We start from the raw sequence: 16,897 nt of genomic DNA, 5'->3' as shown, positions 1-16,897 counted from the left end.
TGGTTAAGAATAAAACTACATTAAAAGCTACTTGTTAAAAACATATTTCGACAAACAACAAAACAGATAAGTTAAATAACCAAACACAGAACAACCTTTATCTTATTAATTGATTTTAACCTTGGTTTTATATGAGAATATCCCCCTGCTTTGTTGTCTTTAATATGTATTTTCATACTCTTATTTAAAACGTTAAAAAATGAGTAAAATAAAACTGTTAATTATCCTTTTAGTTTTGAGTCAAAACATCTTTAGTCAAAACGACTGGGAAAATCCTAAAGTTTTTAAAATTAATAGAGAAAATGCTCATGCTACTTTCTATTCTTATTCATCCTTAGAAAATGCAAAAAACAACAATCCACATAATGAAAAAAACATTCATTTTTTAAACGGTAAGTGGAAGTTTCAATACGCAAAAAAAATATCTGAAAGAAACTTAGAATTTTTTAAATCCAATTTTGACGATAGTAAATGGGATGAAATTATGGTTCCTGGTAACTGGGAAATGTGTGGTTACGGAACTCCTAATTACACCAATATGAATTATCCGTTTGATAAAAACCCTCCTTTTGTTAAAGAAAATCAATCTTCGGTAGGATCTTACATTACTTATTTTATGTTGCCAAAAAACTGGAAAGACAAAGAAGTTTATTTACAATTTGGTGCTGTTAAATCTGGGTTTTATTTATGGGTTAATGGTAAAAAGGTAGGATATAGCCAAGATTCTAAATTACCTTCTGAATTTGATATTACTCCTTATTTAAATAAGGAAAAAAATAAAATAGCAGTTCAAGTATTTCAATTTACAGATGGAAGTTATTTAGAGGATCAAGATTTTTGGAGATTATCAGGAATACAAAGAGATGTTATTTTACATGCTAAAGAAAAAACTCATATCAATGATTTTTATGCTGATGCATCTTTAGACAACAATTATAAAAATGGTGTTTTAAACTTAAAAATTGATGTAAAAAACATCAAAAACAAACAACAAAAACTCAATGTAAAATATCAGCTACTTGATGCTAATGGAAAAGAAGTAAGTAGTAAAATTTCTAGTTTTACATCAACAAAAAAGGAACAATCTATTTCTTTTACAAATGAAATTCTTAACGTAAATAAATGGTCTGCAGAAAATCCTTATCTGTATAAATTAGTCATCAGTCTTTATAACAAGAAAAATCAATTAATAGAAGCTACTTCTATTAAAACCGGATTTAGAACTTCTGAAATTAAAAATGGACAACTCTTGGTAAATGGCAAACCTATTCTTTTAAAAGGAGTTAATAGGCATGAACACAACCCATATTTTGGACATGTGGTAAACAAAGAAAATATGATTGCTGATATAAAAACAATGAAGCAATTTAATATTAATGCTGTAAGAACTTCTCATTACCCTAACGACCCTATGTGGTACCAGCTGTGTGATGAATATGGATTATATGTTTATGACGAAGCAAACATTGAATCTCATGGAATGGGTTATGACCCTGATAAAACTCTAGGAAACAACCCTGAATGGAAAGATGCCCATGTAGAAAGAATTACCAACATGATAATAAGAGATAAAAACCATCCTTCTGTTATTGTTTGGAGTATGGGAAACGAAGCTGGAACTGGAGTAAACTTTTTAGCAGGATACAAAGCTGCTCATGCATTAAATACAAAAAGGCCTGTACATTATGAACGTGCCGAAAGAATGACCGATATAAAGGAAAGACATACTGATATTGCGGGACATATGTATGCTTCTATTGATTTTGTTAGAGACAGATGGTTAGGTTCTGACAAGAATCGTCCTTTTATTTGGTGTGAATATTCTCATGCTATGGGAAATAGCAATGGAAATTTTCAAGAATACTGGAATTTGGTAAAATCTCATCGTCAATTACAAGGTGGGTTTATTTGGGATTGGATGGATCAAGGATTGGCAAAAACAGATAAAAATGGAAAACAATTTTGGGCATATGGCGGGCATTTTGAACCCCAAGGAATGTATCACGACAATAACTTTTGTATGAATGGTATAGTGGATCCTGATTTAAAACCTCATCCTGCATTATTTGAAATTAAAAAAGTATATCAAAATATTCACTTTAAAAAAATGGATCTATCCACTGGAAAATTGCTTATTAAAAACGAAAATTTTTTTAACACTTTAGATGATTATTTAATAACATGGCAATTATTAGAAAATGGAGAAATTATCAAATCAGGAAAATTCTGTCCTAAAAATATAGAACCACAATCAGAAAAAGAATTTAACATCAATCTTCCTGAAATCGACAAAAACAAAGATGTTTATTTAAACATTTATGCGATTCAAAATTCAGCAAACACATTAATTCCATATGGACATGAAATAGCTTCTGAGCAATTTGAATTGAATACGGTTATTCCTTCTAAAAATAGCACCAACACATCCAAACCTATTAAAACAATAGAAAATGATAATGAAATCATGATTAGCGGATTGGATTTTGTTACTCAATTTTCTAAAAAAACAGGATTGTTACACTCTTATGTTTTAAACGAGTATCAATTAATTAATGCTCCTTTAAAAATTGATTTTTGGAGAGCTCCAACAGATAATGATTTCGGGAATCAGTTACAAAAAAGGGCTTTGGTTTGGAAAGAAGCTGCTGATAAATTTATGCTACAAAGCATAAGTTCTAAAAAAGTATCAAAATCAGAAGTAATGATCTTAACTTCATTTAAAAACAAAGAGATTGATGGAACTATTGAAATTAACTACGTAATTAATGGAGATGGTGAAATACATGTAAATTATAGTTTTGAAGCTAAAAAAGAAAAATTACCTGAAATTCCAAGAATTGGCTTAAAACTAGAAATGCCTAGAGAGTTTGACAACCTTATCTACTATGGCCGTGGTCCTTGGGAAAATTATATAGATAGAAACACTGCTACTTTTGTTGGTCTATATCACTCCAAAGTAGCCGATCAATATTTTGCTTATAACAGACCACAAGAAAACGGACATAAAACAGATGTTCGCTGGTTAAGTTTACAAAATCAAATTGGGATGGGATTTAAAATAAAAGCCATAGAAAACCCTATTGAGTTTAATGCTTTACATCATAATACTGCTGATTTTGATCCTGGAACAGAGAAAAAGTTAAGAACTACCGCAGACATTGTAGAAAAAGATTTTGTTGAACTACATATAGACCACAAAATGATGGGAGTTGGTGGAGATACAAGTTGGGGAGCTAAACCACATGCACCTTATATGTATTATGCTAACAAAAAGTATAGCTTTAGTTTTATTATAATCCCTAAAAAATAAACAAATTCAATTATAAATGATGAGTATAAAATCTATTAAGCCAGAAAACACAAACAAGACCTCTTAACGGAATTAGGATTAAAACGCTATAAAGCCTCTTTTTAAATTAGATATCATATTCGTAACAGGACTTACTTCAACTTAACGACTTAAAGATAAAGTGTTTCCTTTTACTAAGCTACACTCTTTAGTTTGGTTTTATAGAAGTGCCCCTGTTACTTTTTATTTCTACCATATGTTCATTTGCCCAAGAGACTAAGTTTTTTAAATTAGGTAACAAACTTTTTCCTCTTTCCGTTAAATTGTATTCTACTTTTGGCGGAATTTGAGGATATATTTCACGGTGAACTAAACCATCTGCTTCTAACTTTTTTAAAGTAACGGTTAGCATTTTTTGAGAAATGGTTCCTATATACCTATGCATTTCGTTAAATCGTAAAGTATCTGCATCTCCTAATAGTAAAATTACTAAAACAGACCATTTATCTCCTATTCTATCTAGCACATTTCTAACAGGACAATGATCTGCATCCAAATATTTTTCTAAATTATTTTCATTCATAACCAACTCATTATCAACATTAATCACCTCAGGGTAAGTACCTTACTTTGTTTTCAGTTCTTGTATATACAACAATTACCACATACCTTTGACTTACCAAAAGTAAGTAAAAAACTTATGTTACTATAAATATAAAATATATTAAAATGAAAAAAACATTAATTACAGGAGCAACAGGAGGTTTAGGTAGTACTGTTGTAAAGTTCCTTAAAGAAAAAAACAACTTAAATCATTTAGCAGTTTTGGTAAGAGATGAAAACAGTGATTTAGCAAAACAGTATAAAAATGATGGCATTGAAGTAAGAATTGGTGACTACGACAATATAGAAACATTAGAAAATGCTTTTAAAGATATTGAGGTGTTATACTTTGTTTCTGGTAGCGATATTAACCATCGTTTACCTCAGCATAAAAATGTAGTTACAGCAGCTAAAAAAGCAGGTGTAAAACATATTTTGTACACCAGTACTGTTAGAAAAGATGAAAATTCATCAGCTCCTTTATATCCAGTCGTAAATTCTCACAAACAAACAGAAGATTTAATTATTGCTTCTGGACTAAAGTATACCATATTAAGACATAACTTATATGCTGAAGTAATTCCAATGTTTATTGGTGATAAAACACAGTTACTACAAACAAAATCTATTTATTTACCAACTGCTAATGGTGCCACCGCTTTTGTTCCTAGAAAAGACTTTGCCGAAGCAGAAGCTATTATTTTGGAAGATGTATCAAAATACGAAAACAAAACTTTAGAATTTAACGGAAGTGAAACAATCACATTCTCTGAAATTTCAAAACTTCTATCAGAAACTATTAACGAAACTATTACTTATATTTCTCCAGAAGATGCTGAGTTTAGAACCAAAATGTCAGCAGTAGGTTTACCTGATTTTATTATTGACATGTTAAGCATGTTTAGCTTAGGTATTGCCAACACAGAATTTAATCAACAAACAAATGATTTGGAAACTGTTCTAGGAAGAAAAACACAACCGTTAAAGGATTTTTTAAAGGAAGTTTATTAAATCATACTATTATACAAAAGGCTTATAAATTGTTGTAAGCCTTTTGTTTTTCCATCTATTGAATTCTTCACTCACACATTATCATTCTTAATAATGGTTTGCGTAACTTTGCAGTTCAATTTGTAATCATGACACACAAAGCAGGTTTTGTAAATATTATAGGAAATCCCAATGTTGGGAAATCTACTTTAATGAATGCCTTTGTAGGTGAAAAGCTTTCCATCATCACCTCTAAAGCGCAAACAACCAGACATCGTATATTAGGAATTGTAAACGGAGATGATTATCAAATCATGTTTTCGGATACTCCAGGAATTATTAAGCCTGCCTACGAAATGCAAGCTTCTATGATGGATTTTGTGAAATCTGCCTTTGAAGATGCAGACGTTTTGATTTATATGGTAGAGATTGGGGAAAAGGAATTAAAAGATGAAGCATTCTTTAATAAAATAAAAAGCTCTAAAGCTCCTGTAATGTTGTTAATCAACAAAATAGACACTTCTAACCAAGAAGAAATTGAAGAAAAACTAGCTTATTGGGAAGAAAAAGTACCCAATGCCAATGTATATTTAATTTCTGCTCTAGAAAACTTTAATATTGAACCTGTATTTGATAAAATTAAAGAGTTATTACCTGAGTCTCCTGCTTTTTATCCTAAGGATCAATTAACAGATAAACCCGAACGTTTTTTTGTAAATGAAGCCATTCGTGAAAAAATATTATTAAACTACAAAAAAGAAATTCCCTATGCTGTAGAAATTGAAACAGAGGAGTTTTTTGAAGAAGATAATATTATTAAAATTCGTTCTATTATTATGGTAGAACGCGAAACACAAAAAGGAATTATTATTGGCCATAAAGGTGCCGCCTTAAAAAAGGTTGGAATGCAAGCCAGAAAGGATTTAGAAATATTTTTTGATAAAAAAATATTCTTAGATTTATATGTAAAAGTGAATAAAAACTGGCGTTCTAATGACAAACAATTAAAACGTTTTGGATATAAAGACTAACAAAAAAGCCACTGAATAAGTGGCTTTTTTATGTTTTAAAAATATTTTTCATGCAATACATTTACATGATGTTGTACATGTCCTACACAAATACACCCAAATATCAAAGGACTTACATGTATTCCAGAACAAACTCCTTCTCTTAAAAACATTTCATCACTAAAACTTTTAAACAGGGCTAAAGTAGATTTTCTTACCATAGAAAATTCTTGTAACAAATCCTCTATGGTTCTGTTACTTGCATTGGTGTTTTTAGCATATTTCTGTTCTTCAAAACCAATCAACTCTTGCTTTTCTCCTCTTGCTAAAGTCAAAGCTCTGTAAGACATAATTCTTTCAGTATCTATTAAATGCTGTAAAATATCTTTTGGAGTCCATTTTCCTTCTTGATATTTATAGTCTTGCTTTTGTATTAATTGCTCTTTTAAAGAATTTAAAATGTTTTGTGAGCCATTTAAAGCTTCTAAAACAGTTTCATTTTCTGATACTAAATCAATATACCTATCATAAAAGAAAGGCATTTCTTTAATACGTTCTTTCCTCATACCTTATTAATAATCTCTATAATTGTTAAACAAATCAGCTTTTACTCCCACCACAAACCACTGAGTACTTTCTGTATTAAAAGTATACCCTGTAGATTCTGGCACAATTCCAACCCTGCTAATAGGGCTGTCTGACTTAAAGTTACGAATTAAAGCTCCTGCAAACAACTTAAAATTATTAGATGGGTTGATTAAGTAACTTACTTCAACATCAATATTTAAAGTAGTAGCTTGGTTCCCTTGCAAAAATTCTTGATTGTAATCTTCGTTTCTTTCAGTAGCCAACACAAATACATTTCCTCCATAAGAGGTAGAATCTCCATCTATATCAAATCCTTTTTTACCATACACCAATTTGGTATGTGCTCCCCAACGATTTTTATGATACCTAGCAATAAATACTGTTTCCCAAAAGTTACCTCCCCATAAATGAGCCAAAGGTTGTCCAAAATGAGCGTAATTATGTTGTTGTTCATGAGAATACGTAAATGGAGTAACTCTGTTAAACTCAGTTTGCAATTGCAACCCTTTTACTTTAAAAGCATCAAAAAACTTTGCTCCTAGCTGAATGGCATTTTTATTTGCCCAATATCCATTCTTAGGCTTAAAAAACTCAGCTGCTTTAAAATCATCTAATAAAAACTGTCCATAAAAAATATTATTTTGTCCTAAACGATATTTAAAATCTACCCCTATAATTCCATTTCCAGAATCTTCTCCATTGGCAAATTCTAAGTTTTTGTAAAAAATAATTGGATTTAAATACTCTGCAGGATAAGCCCCTGACCCTCCAGAATTATCCGTAATAATCCCTTCAAAAAAACCAAGATTAAAACGAGGTGTTACATTCCAACTTAAATGATGAAATGTTCCATATTTTCTTTTATGCCCATAATTCATTCCTGCTGAGACATCATCAATAGAATAATTAAAATCTTTTAACCACATCCATATATTTGTGTACTGTACTTTTCCTACAGTGGTAGTTACTTTTGCATAGGTACTTGGAGCAGATACATCTGACAAAAACAAAGATCTATAACCATTTCCTATAAAATTTTGCCCATGACCAAATTGAACGTTAAAAAACTTACTAGGTGTATAAGACAAGTATCCTGTTGAAATTCCATAATCCATTCCATAGGTTCCAAAACCTTTTCCTTTTCCTCTACCAGGTACCAATCCACTAGCATCTTCAGGTTGATTGATTTTTATATAATCATAAATAAACTGGGTGTATTTGGTTTGACTTTCAAAAGCAGAAGCACTGTAAGAGAACTTACTCCCTAACTGTCCTTCTATTTTAAGAATTCTAGTATTGTTCATAGTTGTTCCAACATCTGTATTGTCCATTCCAGCATCTACATCTAAAAGTACATCTAAATTAAACCAGTAATCTTTTCCTCTTACTTGAACCAAATGTTCATTCCACAACTTTCTCCCTCCCCAAGTTTTTTTGTTTTTCAACAAATTTGCTTTGTATTTTTCTAAGCCAGCTATTTCACTCACCACATTATACACATATGGTTTTATGGCTGTATGACTATTTTCTGCTTGATAAATTCCTTGCTCAAAAACACTATAAGTAGCGTGATTAAACGGAATTTGCAACTGACTTTCGTGCTCAGGAAAAAGTACTTCCATTTTTTGAGCATTTACAATTTGTGCTCCTAATAATAATCTCCAAATAATTTTTTTCATCGTTATAATCTTGTAACAGTATTGTTTGTCAATTTATATTCTTGTAAACTTTCTTTACAAACAGCCATTCCGTTTGCTTCAAACTTTAACCTATGTCCGTACTCACTTACCCAACCTATTTGTTTTGATGGATTTCCTACCACCAAAGCATAAGGCTTTACTTCTTTGGTAACAACCGCTCCAGCTCCAATCATGGCATATTCTCCAATGGTATTTCCACACAAAATGGTTGCATTGGCACCAATACTTGCCCCTTTTTTTACCAAAGTTACTTTGTATTCATCTTTTCTAACAATGGCACTACGTGGATTAATAACATTGGTAAACACCATAGAAGGCCCTAAAAACACATCATCTTCACATTCTACTCCTGTGTAAATAGAAACATTGTTCTGTACTTTTACATTTCTACCCAATTTTACTTGAGGAGATATCACTACATTCTGACCTATATTACAAAGCTCTCCTATTTTTGAATGTGACATAATGTGACTAAAATGCCAAATTTTAGTTCCTTTTCCAATATTAGCATTGTCATCAATGACAGCAGTTTCGTGAGCAAAAAATTCTTGTGACATATTCTTTATCTAAAAAATTTATACTTTATATCAACTTTTCCTTCCATAAACTCCACTTATATTTTTTTGCAAAAACAAATAACAAAAGTGGATATAAGATTACCATTGCTAACAATTCCGTTATCAAACTTGGAGCAGAAACATCTTTAAACAATGCTGATGTTTGAAAAGCTGTCCAATCTGTAGTAACTAACAAAGCCGTTATTAAATTATTAGCTGCATGAAAACCTAGAGACAATTCCATTCCCTCATCCATTAAAGTAATAACTCCTAACAACAAACCAGTTCCTATATAAAAAAACATAATGCCATACCCCAGTTCTTTCACTTCAGGATTTGCATAATGCAACAAACCAAACACAACAGAAGTCACCAATAAAGGCAACAAGTTTGTTTTAGAACTTACTCCCAATGCTTGCATTAAATAACCTCTAAACACGTATTCTTCAAAACTAGTTTGAATAGGAATTAACACTATTGATAATAAAAACAAAACAATAAAATCCTTAGCATGAAAGTTCCACTTAATGTTTTCTGGACTAGTGATGTAACTAATTAAAAAAAGTAATAAAATCATACTAGACCAAAAGAAAAATGAAAAGAAAACACGTTTATAATCAATCTTTTTTCTGCTCGTAGTTAAATGTACCCACAATTGTTTGTGTAACTTTTTTACAACAAAATATAGAGTAATGATTCCTCCTACAAATGGCAACATCATAAAAAACATAAAGGCATTGCTGTCCATTAAGCTATATAGATAATTAATATCTTCTACCCTAGATGCATCTGCCAAACCATTAGAAATTTTATTAGCAATAACTATATTATAAGGCAATGAAAAAAGCAGACAACCTATTACAACTATAAAAATACCTGCAATATATTTAACAATGCTATGATTCCCGTGATAAGCTTGACTTATAAATTTATTTTCCATGTTGATGTGGTGTCATATTGAATATTTCCGTTTTTAACCTCTAATGGACTATCAATATTATTGGTAAACAAACCTCCTGTTCCTAATCCTTGTGGCATTGTTAGCCCCAAATTATAAGTGTACTGGCTGATAGCATTTAATCCTATGTTGCTCTCTAATGCCGAAGTTACCCAATATTTAATTCCTAAACTGTTTGCAACTTTTATCCACTCATTGGTTCCTTTAATTCCACCAATTAAACTAGGTTTTAGAATTATGTATTGTGGTTTTATATTTTGTAATAAATTTATTTTTTCTTCATACTTAAAAACCCCTATTAATTCTTCATCTAAAGCAACAGGAATAGGAGATTTTAAACATATATTCTTCATGGCAAGTATTTGGCCTTGCTTAATAGGTTGTTCTATAGAATGAATACCCAACATGGCCAAACGATTTAACTTACGCAAAACATTATCTGGATCAAAAGCACCATTGGCATCTACTCTTAAAGTAACTTCTTTGTACGAATATTTTTGTCTAATAGCACTTAACAGTTTTATTTCCGTTTCAAAATCAATTGCTCCAATTTTCATTTTAATAGTGGTAAACCCTGCTTTTATTTTAGCTTCTATTTGTTGTTGCATAAAAGACTCATCTCCCATCCATATCAATCCATTAATAGGAATTGTATCTTCTCCTTTTGTAAACTTAGAGGGAAATAAATCAAAACCATTAGAACTTTCTATTGATAAAAATGCTTGCTCTAATCCAAATTGAATTGATGGAAACTCTATTAGTTCTTCCAACAAAACATCTAACCCTAAATGAATGTTCTGACAAGCCCATTTTAAATTAACTTCATAATCCGGACGGTCATCGGAACTTAACCCTCTAAACAATCCTGTTTCACCATATCCTACTTTCCCATTCTTTTCTAGAATAATAAAATAAGTTTCTTTTGTTTTTAACACCCCTCTTGAGGTCCCTGATGGCTGTTTAAAATTCAGGATATATTTTTTATAACTTGCTTTCATACACTAAAAAAACCTTTTGGCTTGTACCAAAAGGCTTTGAATTTAATATTTTATAATTTTATTCTTCTAAGTTAGATTTTGCTTGACTCAATCCTTGTTCAAAATCAGCCCCTAATAATTTATCCATATCCATAAACATCATAATCAGACTTTCTAAATAACCAAAACGTCCATAATATCCCCATGTTACTTCAGTTCCATTGGCTATTTTTTTAAACGTTAAAGAACCTTCGGATACTGACTGAAAAGGTTCTTCAAACCTCAACTCTGATATAATTTTTTCATTGGGAATAATAGATACAATTTCTTGTTCTCCTACCCCTACTTCTTGATTGTTAGACTTCCATCTGTGTACTGAACCAACTGTGTTTCCTGGCCCTCTATATTCATGAACTGTTTTAGGATCTCTGGCTTGCCAAGGCGAATATTCTTCCATTTTTTGTAATGATAAAAAATATGGAAAAACTACATCTATTGGTTTTTCAATCATTATAGATCGTTGTACTGTAGCCTCTTTTGGTGCAAATATTAGGGCTAAAATTACGGCTGAAAAAAAAACAACTATACCGTATAAGAAAAACTTTTTCATAATGATAGCTTGGTTTAATTAGTATTCTAAAAGTATTAAATTAATAACCCTAATCCAAAAAGTATAGAAAACAAAAATGTACTTAAAGCTACCTTCTTTAATTCTGGATCTAACAAAACGGCTTCCTTATTTTTATATACAACTTTAATGTGTTTGACTAATGGAATAAAAGCAATTAAAAACAGATAAGCTTTAAATGAATAATTCATAACCAACACATAACTTAATACAGACAACATACCTATGATTAATATAAAGTAATGATATACTTTTGCTTTTTTTACCCCCAATTTAACCGCCATAGTATTTTTTTGTGATTGTATATCAGATACCCTATCACGCATATTGTTTAAATTTAACACACCAACACTAAACAAACCAATAGACATAGCTGGTAAAAAAGAAAGAATATCTATTTGATGAGTAAATAAAAACTCTGAACCTACAACTCCTAACAAACCAAAAAACAAAAACACAAAAAGATCTCCAAAACCGGAATATCCGTAAGCTCCTTTTCCCATAGTATATTTTATAGCTGCTCCAATAGAGGCTAAACCTAAAAAGAAAAAAGTAATAGATAGTGTAAAATTTTCTTTTCCAAAGGAAACATAAATAAGCAACAAAGCTATTAATAAGGTAATACCTATGGTTATATAAATTCCTTTTAACATTTGTTTTGGAGAAATAATTCCACTTTGCAACGCTCGTTTTGGCCCTATTCTGTTTTCATTATCTGTTCCTTTAACACCATCACCATAATCATTTGCAAAGTTTGATAAGACCTGAAAACCAACCGTTGTTAACAATGCCAACACGCAAATATCCCAACGGAACACTCCTTTAGATGCTGCTAAAAAACTTCCTGTAATGATTCCTGATAATGACAAAGGCAAAGTTCTTAATCTTGCCGCTTGAATCCAATGTTTCATATTTTATAACATAAAAAAGTGACTATTACACTTGACAAAACAAAGTGTGACATAGTCACTTTTAAAATTTTATTTCATTTTTATTATAATCCTAAAGATTCTGCTAATAATTCTGCTACATCTTTTACCTGAACCTCTGCTTCTTTTTTGTGATGTTTAACACCATCTGTCATCATTGTATTACAAAAAGGACACCCTGTAGCAATTACATCTGGTTTGGTTTCTAAAGCATCTTCAGTACGTAAATCGTTAATATCTCTAGTTCCTTTTTCTGGTTCTTTAAACATTTGTGCTCCTCCGGCACCACAACAAAGAGAATTATTTTTAGACCTTTTCATTTCTATCAAGTTAGTTCCTTTAATAGATTTTAATAAAGATCTTGGAGCGTTGTACTCATTATTAGCTCTTCCTAAATAACATGGGTCGTGAAAAGTAATATTATTAATATCTAACTTAGCATTAGAAAGGTCTAATTTACCTTCATTTACCAATTGTTCTATAAGTTGTGTATGATGAAAAACTTCGTATTTACCCCCTAATTCTGGATATTCATTTTTTAACGTATTGTAGGAATGAGGACAAGCAGTTACAATCTTTTTAACATTGTACATATTCATCACTTCAATATTAGTAATGGCTTGCATTTGAAACAAAAATTCATTTCCTGCTCTTTTGGCCGCATCTCCACTAGAACTTTCTTCGGTTCCTAACACTGCAAAATTAACATTCGCTTTGTTTAATAATTTTACAAAAGCTCTTGTTATTTTTTTTGCTCTATCATCAAAACTTCCTGCAGAACCTACCCAAAATAAAATATCTGGTTCTTTTCCTTCGGCAAATAAATCTGCCATTACTGGTACTGTTATCATATCTAATTATGAATTTTGAAATTACGAATTACGAGTGATTGAATTTGTAATTCCTAATTGATAATTGCTAATTGATTATTCCTCGTTCACCCAATTTAACCTATCCATTTGGCTGTATTGCCATGGTGCACCGTTGTTTTCTACATTTTGCATCATAGCGTTTAACTCTTGTGGTGCTGCTGATTGTTCCATTACTAAATATTGTCTCATATCCATAATAATAGACAAAGGATCAATATTTACAGGGCATTCTTCTACACAGGCATTACAACTTGTACATGCCCAAATTTCTTCTTGTTTGATATAATCATCTCCTAACAATTGTTTTCCATCATCTTGAAAAGTTCCTTTGTTAGCATCTATATTTCTACCTACTTCTTCTAATCTATCACGAGTTTTCATCATAATAGCTCTGGGCGATAATTCTTTACCTGTTAAATTTGCCGGACAAACTGAAGTACAACGACCACATTCTGTACAAGTGTAAGCATTCATTAACTGCACCCAGTTTAAATCAGTAACATCACTCACACCAAATTTTTCTGGTTCTCCAACATCTTCTGCAGGAGCTGCATACGGATCTGCATTTGGATCCATCATTAACTGAACCTCTTTTGTTACATTTTTATTGTTTGGAAACTGACCTTTGGGTTTTAAGTTTGCATAAAAAGTGTTAGGGAAAGCTAATAAAATATGTAAGTGTTTTGAATAGTATAAATAGTTTAAAAACACTAAAATTCCACAAATATGCAACCACCAGGCAACTCTTTCAATAACATGTAAACCTTCAAAAGAAACATTGTGAAACAAAGGCACTAAAAACTGACTTATTACATTTCCTGTTCCTGACTGTTGTAAATGTACATCGGTAGCATTCATCACTAAAAACAAAGTCATCAACACCATTTCAAAATACAAAATGTAGTTTCCATCGTTTTTAGGCCAAGTAGTCATTTCTTTATTCCAAAAACGTTTGATTTTAATTACATTTCTACGTAACCAAAACACTGTTACAGATACAAATACCAACAAGGCCAAAATCTCAAAAGTCCCTATTAAGAATCCGTAAAACCCTTCTCCAAGAATAGGCAAAAACAAACGATGTGTTCCTAACAATCCATCTAAAACAATTTCTAAAACCTCAATGTTTATGATAATAAATCCAACATAAACAATGATATGAAAAAATCCTGAAACAGGTCTTTTTACCATTTTAGACTGCCCTAAAGCAATGCGAATCATGTTTGTCCAGCGTTCCGATTTTTGATCGGATCTATCAACAGATTTTCCTAACTTAATATTACGTATTAACTTTTTTACATTGTTAGCAAAAAAGTATACGCCTACTCCTAATAAGATTGCAAAAATGATATTTGGAATAAATTGCATAGTGTTTAGTTTTCTTTAGTTTCTTCTGTCTCTTTGTACTTTCTTTCTTTTTTTCCAAAGATTGAAAAGTGAACAAATCTTTTTGGATGCTCTTTTACATCTCTTAACAATTCCTCTAACTCCTTACTAGCAGCTTCTAAATTGTTGTATAGTTTTTCGTCTTTAGCTAACAAACCAATAGTTCCTTCTCCAGCTTGTATTCCTGCAGTAATACTATCTAAACGAGCAGAAGTATTGTTAATTCTACCTGCAATTTCATTTAGTTTTATTTGTGCCAAAGAATCAGAAAAAGTTTTTAAATTTTGAGTGGTACTTTTTATGTTACTAAAAGTAGCATCCATATTTTTTTGATTGTTTTGCACTAATACCTCAACAGAACCTGATGTGTTTTTTAAACTTTCTAATATCAAGTTAAGGTTTTCAAAACTATTATTCAAGTTTTCAATAGTTCTCTTATTTAACAAAGCATTTAAATTATGAGTAACAGAATCTATATGTACTATTACATTTTCTACTTTAGATTGTAGTGGATTTAGTTTATCTGTAAGTGATGAAAAAATATCTGATTCAATCTCTCCTTTTAAATAATCTCCTGGTTCAGCAGCTTCACCTTCGTAAGAAGGAATAATAGCCAAAGATTTTCCTCCCATTAAACCACCGCTATATATTTTTGCGATAGATTTTTTAGAAAACTCCAAATCCTCCTCAATAGTAAACTCCACAACTAGCTGTCCTTTTTTTGCAGGGTCTTCATTAAAATAAATATCTAACACCTTACCTACCGTAAATCCATTTACAGTTACAGCACTAGATTTTTTTAAACCGTTTATATTCTTGTAGGTTGTGTAATAACTATTTAAGCTACCATTAAATAGATTTCTTCCTTTTAGGAAACTAAACCCCCAATAAAATAATGCTAATATTACCAATGCAGCAATACCGACCTTTAACTCTCTAGAAATTTTTATCATAGAACGAAAATACGAATTATTTAATTTGTTTGCCTTTTCAAAGCTTCTTTTAACGTGATTCTTTCGTTATTTAAAAAAGCTACCACAAAAGCTGAATTGTATTTTTTAGATTTTGCAGCCGCCAAATATTTTTTTGCTTGATCGTAACTACTTGTTTTACCTAAATAATATTTATAATAATTACCTACTTTAACAGCTTCTACTTCATTCAATCCTTTAAAGTTAGATGATTTTGTACTTATTTTATTAGTAGATGAAGCTATTTGTACTTTATAATAAACCTCTGACATAGCATTACTCACAGGTTTTGTAACTGACATTTGTTTTTTTAATGAATTCCCTATGTTTCCTTCATCATTAAACCCCACAATAAAAGCTGTTTTGTATCCTTTTGATTTTGCTAATTTTAAACCAGAACTCGCTGCCTCTTTATTATTATACTTTCCTAAATAATATTTATAAAAACCACCTACTTCTACTCTTTCAACATCTTTTAAACCTTTAAAATTGTAGGAAGAAGTGCTGATTCTATTTTTACTAGAAGCCAGCTGAACTTTATAATAAGTATTTTTATCTTCTGAACTAGCAACAATATTACTTTCGCTTGCACTACTGATGACATCACCATCATAATAATCATTTGCTGCCACATTTAATTGTTGCTGTTTAAAATATTTATGTACTGAGTTCGCAATGGAATTTGCCATTTCTTGTTGTCCAGAAGTCCTACTTAAATACTGACCTTCTACTCTATTAGACAAAAAACCTGTTTCTATCAACACACTAGGCATATAGGTTTGATACAACACCACAAAAGCTGCTTGTTTTACACCTCTATTGACTCTTTTTAACGATTTTTCAAATTCTGTCTGAATCAGACTAGCTATTAACAAACTTTGATCTAAATTTTCTTCCTGCTCTAAAGACAGACCTATTACAGAAGTTGGACTACTTGGATCAAAACCTTGATAATGTTCTTGATGGTTCTCTTCTTGCAAAATAACCTCGTTCTCTGCTTTGGCTACATTAAAGTTTCTATCGTTCCCTTTTAAAGAAAGCACAAATGTTTCCGATCCGTGAGGCTGAGAAGATCCGTTTGAGTTACAATGAACAGACACAAACAAATCTGCATCCGCATCATTGGCAATATCTCCCCTTTTCCATAAATCAACAAAAACATCTGTTTTTCTTGTATAAACCACCTTAAAACCAGGAATAGCTTCTAGAATTCTCCCTGTTTTTAAAACAATACTTAATGCTACATTTTTCTCATAATGAGTCCCATGATTTCCTCCACAACCAACATCTTTCCCTCCATGCCCTGCATCTAGCACCACTACAAAGGAATCATGTTTTTGAGCATAAGCTCCTGTAATCATTGAACTAAAGAGCACAATAAATAACATAGTTATACGTATTACACAAAAGTTCTGATATTTAAATATGGGAATCAATTT

The 16,897-nt window shown here is 31.0% G+C and carries 15 protein-coding genes; 3 read left to right on the top strand and 12 right to left on the bottom strand.

The window, feature by feature from the left end; genetic code table 11:
• Positions 1-199: 199 nt before the first annotated feature.
• Complete coding sequence (locus ACXGQT_RS13305; RefSeq protein WP_457829070.1) at positions 200-3,310, top strand: glycoside hydrolase family 2 TIM barrel-domain containing protein; 3,111 nt, start codon at positions 200-202, stop codon at positions 3,308-3,310.
• A gap of 187 nt (positions 3,311-3,497) precedes the next feature.
• Here ACXGQT_RS13305 and ACXGQT_RS13300 read toward each other — a convergent pair whose 3' ends face one another.
• Positions 3,498-3,872, bottom strand: coding sequence for a winged helix-turn-helix transcriptional regulator (locus ACXGQT_RS13300; RefSeq protein ID WP_457829069.1), 375 nt, complete (start codon positions 3,870-3,872; stop codon positions 3,498-3,500).
• 146 nt (positions 3,873-4,018) lie between these two features.
• Here ACXGQT_RS13300 and ACXGQT_RS13295 point away from each other — a divergent pair, with 146 nt between their 5' ends.
• The gene (locus tag ACXGQT_RS13295) at positions 4,019-4,903 is read left to right on the top strand and encodes an SDR family oxidoreductase (protein ID WP_457829068.1); all 885 of its coding nucleotides are present in this window, start codon (positions 4,019-4,021) and stop codon (positions 4,901-4,903) included.
• A 128-nt stretch (positions 4,904-5,031) separates the two neighbouring features.
• Positions 5,032-5,913, top strand: a complete 882-nt coding sequence (era, locus tag ACXGQT_RS13290; protein WP_457829067.1) for a GTPase Era — start codon at positions 5,032-5,034, stop codon at positions 5,911-5,913.
• 35 nt (positions 5,914-5,948) lie between these two features.
• On the opposite strand, the gene ACXGQT_RS13285 is transcribed toward era, so the two are convergent.
• The 11 genes from ACXGQT_RS13285 to ACXGQT_RS13235 form a co-directional block, all read right to left on the bottom strand.
• The gene (locus ACXGQT_RS13285) at positions 5,949-6,458 is read right to left on the bottom strand and encodes a DinB family protein (protein WP_457829066.1); all 510 of its coding nucleotides are present in this window, start codon (positions 6,456-6,458) and stop codon (positions 5,949-5,951) included.
• A gap of 6 nt (positions 6,459-6,464) precedes the next feature.
• Positions 6,465-8,159: a gliding motility protein RemB gene (locus ACXGQT_RS13280; RefSeq protein ID WP_457829065.1), complete on the bottom strand. Its 1,695-nt coding sequence runs from the start codon at positions 8,157-8,159 to the stop codon at positions 6,465-6,467.
• A 2-nt stretch (positions 8,160-8,161) separates the two neighbouring features.
• Positions 8,162-8,737, bottom strand: coding sequence for an acyltransferase (locus ACXGQT_RS13275; protein ID WP_457829064.1), 576 nt, complete (start codon positions 8,735-8,737; stop codon positions 8,162-8,164).
• 25 nt (positions 8,738-8,762) lie between these two features.
• On the bottom strand, positions 8,763-9,677 hold the full coding sequence (locus ACXGQT_RS13270) for a CPBP family intramembrane glutamic endopeptidase (RefSeq protein WP_457829063.1): 915 nt from the start codon (positions 9,675-9,677) through the stop codon (positions 8,763-8,765).
• Positions 9,659-10,693 carry an o-succinylbenzoate synthase gene (locus ACXGQT_RS13265; RefSeq protein ID WP_457829062.1) on the bottom strand — a complete coding sequence of 345 codons (1,035 nt, stop codon included), beginning with the start codon at positions 10,691-10,693 and terminating at the stop codon, positions 9,659-9,661. Before ACXGQT_RS13265 ends, ACXGQT_RS13270 begins: the two co-directional genes overlap by 19 nt.
• A gap of 58 nt (positions 10,694-10,751) precedes the next feature.
• Entirely contained in the window at positions 10,752-11,282 is a 531-nt protein-coding gene (locus ACXGQT_RS13260) for an SRPBCC family protein (RefSeq protein WP_457829061.1), read from the bottom strand.
• A gap of 35 nt (positions 11,283-11,317) precedes the next feature.
• Positions 11,318-12,211, bottom strand: a complete 894-nt coding sequence (gene menA / locus ACXGQT_RS13255; protein ID WP_457829060.1) for a 1,4-dihydroxy-2-naphthoate octaprenyltransferase — start codon at positions 12,209-12,211, stop codon at positions 11,318-11,320.
• A gap of 83 nt (positions 12,212-12,294) precedes the next feature.
• On the bottom strand, positions 12,295-13,080 hold the full coding sequence (locus tag ACXGQT_RS13250; RefSeq protein WP_457829059.1) for a (Fe-S)-binding protein: 786 nt from the start codon (positions 13,078-13,080) through the stop codon (positions 12,295-12,297).
• A gap of 75 nt (positions 13,081-13,155) precedes the next feature.
• Positions 13,156-14,469 carry a 4Fe-4S dicluster domain-containing protein gene (locus ACXGQT_RS13245; RefSeq protein WP_457829058.1) on the bottom strand — a complete coding sequence of 438 codons (1,314 nt, stop codon included), beginning with the start codon at positions 14,467-14,469 and terminating at the stop codon, positions 13,156-13,158.
• Between the two features lie 5 nt (positions 14,470-14,474).
• A complete protein-coding gene (locus tag ACXGQT_RS13240) occupies positions 14,475-15,440 on the bottom strand; it encodes an MlaD family protein (protein ID WP_457829057.1) in 966 nt (321 codons plus the stop codon).
• Between the two features lie 20 nt (positions 15,441-15,460).
• On the bottom strand, positions 15,461-16,846 hold the full coding sequence (locus ACXGQT_RS13235; protein WP_457829056.1) for an N-acetylmuramoyl-L-alanine amidase: 1,386 nt from the start codon (positions 16,844-16,846) through the stop codon (positions 15,461-15,463).
• Positions 16,847-16,897: the final 51 nt, after the last annotated feature.

Source organism: Wenyingzhuangia sp. IMCC45467 (genome assembly GCF_054111205.1).
This window is presented reverse-complemented; position numbering and strand designations above follow the sequence as displayed.

What these genes read in the sequence shown, in the direction of transcription:
- ACXGQT_RS13245 (WP_457829058.1), bottom strand. Translation starts at nt 14,469, where the DNA reads ATGCAATTTATTCCAAATATCATTTTTGCAATCTTATTAGGAGTAGGC.
- menA (WP_457829060.1), bottom strand. Translation starts at nt 12,211, where the DNA reads ATGAAACATTGGATTCAAGCGGCAAGATTAAGAACTTTGCCTTTGTCA.
- ACXGQT_RS13275 (WP_457829064.1), bottom strand. Translation starts at nt 8,737, where the DNA reads ATGTCACAAGAATTTTTTGCTCACGAAACTGCTGTCATTGATGACAAT.
- ACXGQT_RS13305 (WP_457829070.1), top strand. Translation starts at nt 200, where the DNA reads ATGAGTAAAATAAAACTGTTAATTATCCTTTTAGTTTTGAGTCAAAAC.
- ACXGQT_RS13280 (WP_457829065.1), bottom strand. Translation starts at nt 8,159, where the DNA reads ATGAAAAAAATTATTTGGAGATTATTATTAGGAGCACAAATTGTAAAT.
- ACXGQT_RS13295 (WP_457829068.1), top strand. Translation starts at nt 4,019, where the DNA reads ATGAAAAAAACATTAATTACAGGAGCAACAGGAGGTTTAGGTAGTACT.
- ACXGQT_RS13300 (WP_457829069.1), bottom strand. Translation starts at nt 3,872, where the DNA reads ATGAATGAAAATAATTTAGAAAAATATTTGGATGCAGATCATTGTCCT.
- ACXGQT_RS13260 (WP_457829061.1), bottom strand. Translation starts at nt 11,282, where the DNA reads ATGAAAAAGTTTTTCTTATACGGTATAGTTGTTTTTTTTTCAGCCGTA.
- ACXGQT_RS13285 (WP_457829066.1), bottom strand. Translation starts at nt 6,458, where the DNA reads ATGAGGAAAGAACGTATTAAAGAAATGCCTTTCTTTTATGATAGGTAT.
- ACXGQT_RS13235 (WP_457829056.1), bottom strand. Translation starts at nt 16,846, where the DNA reads ATGTTATTTATTGTGCTCTTTAGTTCAATGATTACAGGAGCTTATGCT.
- ACXGQT_RS13265 (WP_457829062.1), bottom strand. Translation starts at nt 10,693, where the DNA reads ATGAAAGCAAGTTATAAAAAATATATCCTGAATTTTAAACAGCCATCA.
- ACXGQT_RS13270 (WP_457829063.1), bottom strand. Translation starts at nt 9,677, where the DNA reads ATGGAAAATAAATTTATAAGTCAAGCTTATCACGGGAATCATAGCATT.
- era (WP_457829067.1), top strand. Translation starts at nt 5,032, where the DNA reads ATGACACACAAAGCAGGTTTTGTAAATATTATAGGAAATCCCAATGTT.
- ACXGQT_RS13240 (WP_457829057.1), bottom strand. Translation starts at nt 15,440, where the DNA reads ATGATAAAAATTTCTAGAGAGTTAAAGGTCGGTATTGCTGCATTGGTA.
- ACXGQT_RS13250 (WP_457829059.1), bottom strand. Translation starts at nt 13,080, where the DNA reads ATGATAACAGTACCAGTAATGGCAGATTTATTTGCCGAAGGAAAAGAA.